The 5,863-nt window shown below is 40.1% G+C and carries 3 protein-coding genes; 1 reads left to right on the top strand and 2 read right to left on the bottom strand.

Annotated elements, in window-relative coordinates; translation table 11 throughout:
* Nucleotides 1-68 precede the first annotated feature (68 nt).
* Nucleotides 69-2,444, bottom strand: coding sequence for a phosphoenolpyruvate synthase (ppsA, locus tag N480_RS17100; RefSeq protein WP_063373662.1), 2,376 nt, complete (start codon nucleotides 2,442-2,444; stop codon nucleotides 69-71).
* 141 nt (nucleotides 2,445-2,585) lie between these two features.
* Here ppsA and N480_RS17095 point away from each other — a divergent pair, with 141 nt between their 5' ends.
* Nucleotides 2,586-3,395, top strand: a complete 810-nt coding sequence (locus N480_RS17095) for a pyruvate, water dikinase regulatory protein (RefSeq protein ID WP_063373661.1) — start codon at nucleotides 2,586-2,588, stop codon at nucleotides 3,393-3,395.
* Between the two features lie 33 nt (nucleotides 3,396-3,428).
* Here N480_RS17095 and N480_RS17090 read toward each other — a convergent pair whose 3' ends face one another.
* A complete protein-coding gene (locus tag N480_RS17090) occupies nucleotides 3,429-4,784 on the bottom strand; it encodes a class II 3-deoxy-7-phosphoheptulonate synthase (RefSeq protein WP_196761514.1) in 1,356 nt (451 codons plus the stop codon).
* Between the last annotated feature and the right edge of the window lie 1,079 nt (nucleotides 4,785-5,863).

Here is a 5,863-nt window from a genome sequence, read left to right as displayed (position 1 = left end):
AAATGTAGAGTTCAAATGTAGCGCTCAAATGTAGCGCCTAGATAAAACTAGGCGCTAAGAATAAAAACTTAATTCTTGAATTTTTCAGCAAGGTACAACCAAGTTTCAAGTACGGTGTCTGGATTTAAAGAAACCGTATCGATACCCTGCTCTACTAACCAAGCTGCAAAGTCTTCGTGATCTGAAGGACCTTGTCCACAAATACCTACGTACTTGCCTTTCTCTTTGGCTGTTTTAATCGCCATAGAAAGTAGTTTCTTAATAGCTGGATTTCTCTCATCAAATAAATGAGCAATCAGTCCTGAATCTCTGTCCAAACCAAGCGTAAGTTGAGTAAGGTCATTTGAACCAATTGAAAATCCGTCAAAGTATTCTAAGAATTCATCAGCAAGTAATGCATTTGAAGGAAGTTCGCACATCATAATCACGCGAAGGCCGTTTTCGCCACGCTTTAATCCATGCTCTTCGAGTAGTTCAATTACTCTAGCTGCTTCTTCTAATGTTCTTACAAATGGAATCATGATTTCTACATTTGTAAGGCCCATTTCATTTCGAACACGCTTAATCGCTTCACATTCAAGTGCAAAACACTCTCTGAAATCTTCAGAAATATAGCGTGATGCACCACGGAAACCAATCATCGGGTTTTCTTCTTCAGGCTCGTATTGTTGACCGCCAATTAGGTTTGCGTACTCGTTTGACTTAAAGTCAGACATACGAACAATCACTTTTTCTGGCGCAAAGGCAGAACCAAGTGTAGCGATACCTTCAACTAATTTAGCGATGTAAAACTCAACCGGAGATTCATAACCAGCGATTATATCTGTAATCTCTGATTTTAGTTCTTCTGATTGGCTGTCAAAATTAATGAGTGCTTTAGGATGAACACCGATCATGCGGTTGATGATGAATTCTAGTCTCGCAAGTCCGATACCAGCATGTGGTAACTTTGCAAAGTCAAATGCTCTATCTGGGTTACCAACGTTCATCATGATCTTTAATGGCAGATCTGGCATTGAATCAATGCGTGAAGAAATAACGTCAAACTTCAATTCACCTTCATAAATATAACCTGTATCACCCTCTGAGCAAGATACAGTCACCGCGTCGCCATGCTTAATTGTATCTGTTGCGTTACCACACCCTACGACAGCTGGAATACCTAACTCTCGAGCAATGATAGCTGCGTGACAAGTTCTACCACCGCGATTAGTTACAATTGCAGACGCGCGCTTCATGATTGGTTCCCAATCAGGGTCTGTCATGTCTGTTACAAGCACATCGCCTTGCTGTACTTTGTCCATTTCATCGATTGATGTTAGAACACGCACAATACCTGTACCAATCTTGTGACCGATAGCTCTACCTTCGCAAACCACGTTAGACTTTTCTTGTAATTGGAAGCGCTCCATTACATTTGCGTCTTCGTTTGACCTAACTGTTTCTGGTCTTGCTTGAACGATATAAAGCTTGCCATCGTTACCGTCTTTTGCCCACTCGATATCCATTGGACGGCCGTAGTGCTTTTCGATAATTACAGCTTGTTTCGCGAGCTCTTGAACCTCTTCATCTGTAATAGAGAATTTGTTCGAAAGCGCAGGGTCCATATCTACAATTTCTACTTGCTTACCGTGTGACTCATCACTTGAGTAAATCATTTGAATTGCTTTAGAGCCAATGTTTCTTCTAACTACAGCTGGATTGCCTTTCGCTAGAGTTGGTTTGTGTACGTAAAACTCATCAGGGTTTACGGCACCTTGTACAACCATTTCACCTAGGCCATAGCTTGAAGTAACAAATACTACATCTTCAAAACCAGATTCGGTATCGATTGAAAACATTACACCAGAAGAAGCTTTATCAGAACGAACCATACGTTGGATGCCGGCAGATAAAGCAACACCTCTGTGATCATAACCTTGGTGAACACGATAAGAAATCGCTCGGTCATTAAATAGAGATGCAAAAACGTGCTTTATAGCAACCATTACTGCATCGATGCCGCGAACGTTTAGGAAAGTTTCTTGTTGACCAGCGAAAGAGGCGTCTGGCATATCTTCTGCGGTTGCAGATGAGCGTACGGCAAAAGATACGTCGTTGCTATCTTCGCCATGAAGAGATTTGTACGCTTCACGGATGGCTTGATCTAATTCTGGTTGGAAAGGAGTGTCGATTACCCACTGTCGAATCTGGCTACCTACTTTTGCCAGCTCGTTGACGTCGTCAACATCTAGGGTGTCTAAAATAGTGTGGATTTTTTCATTAAGCCCTGACTGCTCAAGGAACTCGTTGAACGCTTCTGCTGTAGTCGCGAATCCACCTGGTACTTGTACACCAGCGTTAGCAAGGTTAGATATCATTTCACCAAGAGAAGCGTTTTTACCACCAACTCGAGGTACGTCATGCATACCTAATTCTTGATACCAGAGAACGTAGTCTTGCACGGAACTGTCTCCAAAAACAAATTGTAATAAATGTGAGAGATTGTTTGACCTTCCTTTAGGTCGAAGGCATTCTACAACGGTAAGTATAGCCGCGTAAACCAAGACTTGAAAAAATACTAAAAAAGTAATGAAAAGGTTAAAATGAGAACAGCATTTTATATTTCAGATGGCACAGCTATTACAGCTGAAGTTTTTGGGCATGCAACTCTGTCTATGTTTCCTGTAGAGTTCGACCATAAAACGCTTCCATTTATTGAAACTGTCGACAAAGCAAACGCCGTTAAAGCGACAATAAACAAATTGGCGGAATCTAGTGGAGAGCCACCTCTTGTCTTCTTTACTTTTGTTAACCCTGAATTGTCCGATATTATTTTATCGTCAGAAGGGGTATGCTACGACTTCCTCTCTTACGCAAGTGAAATAGTTAAGCGCGAACTTAAAGTCAAGCCTGTTCCAAAAGTACATAGAACGCACAGCATTCATGAAAAAACCTATGACTTTAGAATATCTGCAGTTAATTATGCGTTAGCTAATGACGATGGCGCTAATATCAAAGATTATGACGAGGCTGATATCATACTTGTTGGCGTTAGTCGAAGTGGCAAAACTCCTGCTAGTCTATATCTTGCGTTGCAATACGGTATCAAAGCTGCAAATTACCCCATCACTGAAGACGACCTTGAAAAAGGAAACTTTCCAAAGTTTCTATTGGAGCACAAGAAAAAGCTTTTTGGTTTGACCATAGACCCAGAGAGGTTGGCGTCTATACGCCAAGAGAGAATGGCTAACTCAAAGTATGCTTCAATAAGGCAGTGTCGTATCGAAGTCAGAGAGGTTGAAATGCTTTTTAAGAAGCACAAAACGCCTTTTTTGAATTCGACAAAGTTTTCTGTCGAAGAAATATCAGCCAAGATTATTGCTGAAGCTGGTCTGTCTAGACACAAATATTAAAAAAGGCCGCATTTAGCGGCCTTTTTATTTTCGTTAAACTCTGTCTTTTGCATCCTTCAGAAGGTCTGCAACTAAGAAACCTAACTCAAGTACTTGATCTGCATTGAGCCTTGGGTCGCATTGAGTTCTGTATCTTTGTGCTAAGTCTTCATCAGACAAGCCGTATGCACCGCCAATACATTCTGTTACGTGCTGCCCAGTCATCTCTAGATGTACACCGCCAGCATATGAGCCTTCTGCTTTATGTACGGCGAAAAACTGGCTGATTTCACGTAAAATATTATTGAAGCTACGTGTTTTATAACCTGTACTCGCTTTTTCAGTGTTGCCATGCATTGGATCTGAAGTCCAAACAACATTTCGCCCTTCACTTTGCACTCGCCTGACTAGCGCTGGCAATTTTTCCGGAAGCACATCTGCACCCATACGCGTGATTAATGTTAGTCTACCTGGTGTATTGTCTGGGTTCAGGGCATCGATAAGCTTGATTAGGTCGTCAGGCTGCATACCCGGCCCCACTTTAACGCCTATCGGGTTTTTAATCCCTCTAAAAAATTCAATATGTGCGTGGTCTAGTTGCCTTGTTCTTTCGCCTATCCAAACAAAGTGCGCTGAACAGTCATACCAATCACCAGTTAAATGGTCGCGTCTTGTTAACGCCTGTTCATAACCTAGCAGAAGCGCTTCGTGGGATGTGTACAAGTGCGTTTCTTTTAAACTTGGAGCTACTGTTGCATCTATTCCACAGACTTCCATAAATTCCAGAGCGTCTTGAATGCGATTAGCCATTTGTTGAAATTTATCTCTCAGCGGATTCGCTGCAACGAAACTCATATTCCAACGACTGACTTGATGTAAATCTGCCAATCCACCTTGTGCGAACGCTCTAAGTAAATTTAACGTCGATGCACTATGGTGGTATGCTTTCATGAGCCTTGCTGGGTCTGGGATTCTAGCTTCTTCTGTGAATTCAAAACTATTAATAATGTCTCCACGGTATGAAGGCAAAGAAACGCCGTCGATGGTTTCATAATCAGACGATCTCGGCTTTGCATATTGCCCGGCCATGCGTGCAATTTTTACTACCGGGCATTTCCCACCATATGTAAGGACAACCGCCATTTGTAAAAGAGTTTTGAATGTATCTCTAATGTTGGTCGCACTGAAGTCAGAAAATGACTCTGCACAGTCACCGCCTTGCAATAAAAACGCTTTGCCTTCGCACACATCTGATAAGCTTTTGTAGAGGCTTCGAGTTTCCTCTGCAAAAACCAATGGCGGTGCTGCGTTTAGTTCTGATTCAATATTCTGTAGTTTATCTTTATCCGGGTATTCCGGTTGTTGAACAATTGGAAAATCTCTCCAACTGTCTGGACTCCAAGGTTTCATTCTCATTCCTCATTAGTTACCTCAAAATGCAACTTATCGTATAGGACGTTATCCTTCAAGCACAAATTAGTTAAATCTTAAAGTTTATAAAAGAACACATCATACATCTTTATTGAATAGTAATAGCCAGCATCAGAGTAATCTTTAGAATCAAATCTACCAGTAACATAATCTAATTTTTGATTTAGAAGAAAAAACCAACGATATTGGGTTTCTTGCAGAGTATTTAGGCATAAAGTGCTAGGTATCATGCGTAAAAAAATATGCAAAACACAATGCATTTTGAATCCTAAGTTTAATCTGCTACCCTATAGGAACACATCATACAGTTATTGTCAGAACGATCTATTTGCATTCGATTAGTATTTCTATTTAATAGCCAAGAAAAAGAACAATAAAACCTTTTTATGGTAATCTCATTCTGAAATAGTCTTCGGCTTCGCCAATCTATTACATTTATCCTCCCGATAGATTTTCAATCTTTCCTATTACCATCGTTAGATGACTAATCAAATTTGATAAAAAGTTTGTTGGGTCCAATAGCTGTGCTCTGCATAGAACATACCTCTTACAAGTTTTTCCAAAACACAAAAAGGGCTAGTAATGAGTAATTACCGGGATAATTCATTGGCTCAATGAATTTAACAATTATGCTTCATAACCAAGAAAATTGATTTATGCATTCTTGGTAGTACACCAAAGTTATTTATTTTGTTTAACTTGAAAAACCAATGGAAAAAATAACGAAACTTAGCTCAGCAGAAATGTCAGTTCTTTCTTGGTAATGCCCAAAAACTTCGATTTATTTAGTTCGATGGAATATACAATACCTTAAATCAATTGTATTTTTGATTGAAAAATAGATATTTAGATTGTGTTCCGGCAATTGTCAGATATCGGACCATTGGTAACACCATATGATCAGAAAATTATGTTAAAAGGGGTGTTTTATCACCACTTTGGTCAACTAGTCTTACTTTCGCCTCTTACTTTCGCCTCTTACTTTCGCCTCTTACTTTCGCCTCTTACTTTCGCCTCTTACTTTCGCCTCTTACTTTTGACTTAGATTTCTGACTTAG

It is taken from the genome of Pseudoalteromonas luteoviolacea S2607 (genome assembly GCF_001625575.1).
GTDB classification, from domain to species: Bacteria; Pseudomonadota; Gammaproteobacteria; order Enterobacterales; family Alteromonadaceae; genus Pseudoalteromonas; species Pseudoalteromonas luteoviolacea_E.
The sequence above is the reverse complement of the archived record's forward strand: the minus strand, read 5'-3'. Positions and strand labels throughout refer to the sequence as shown.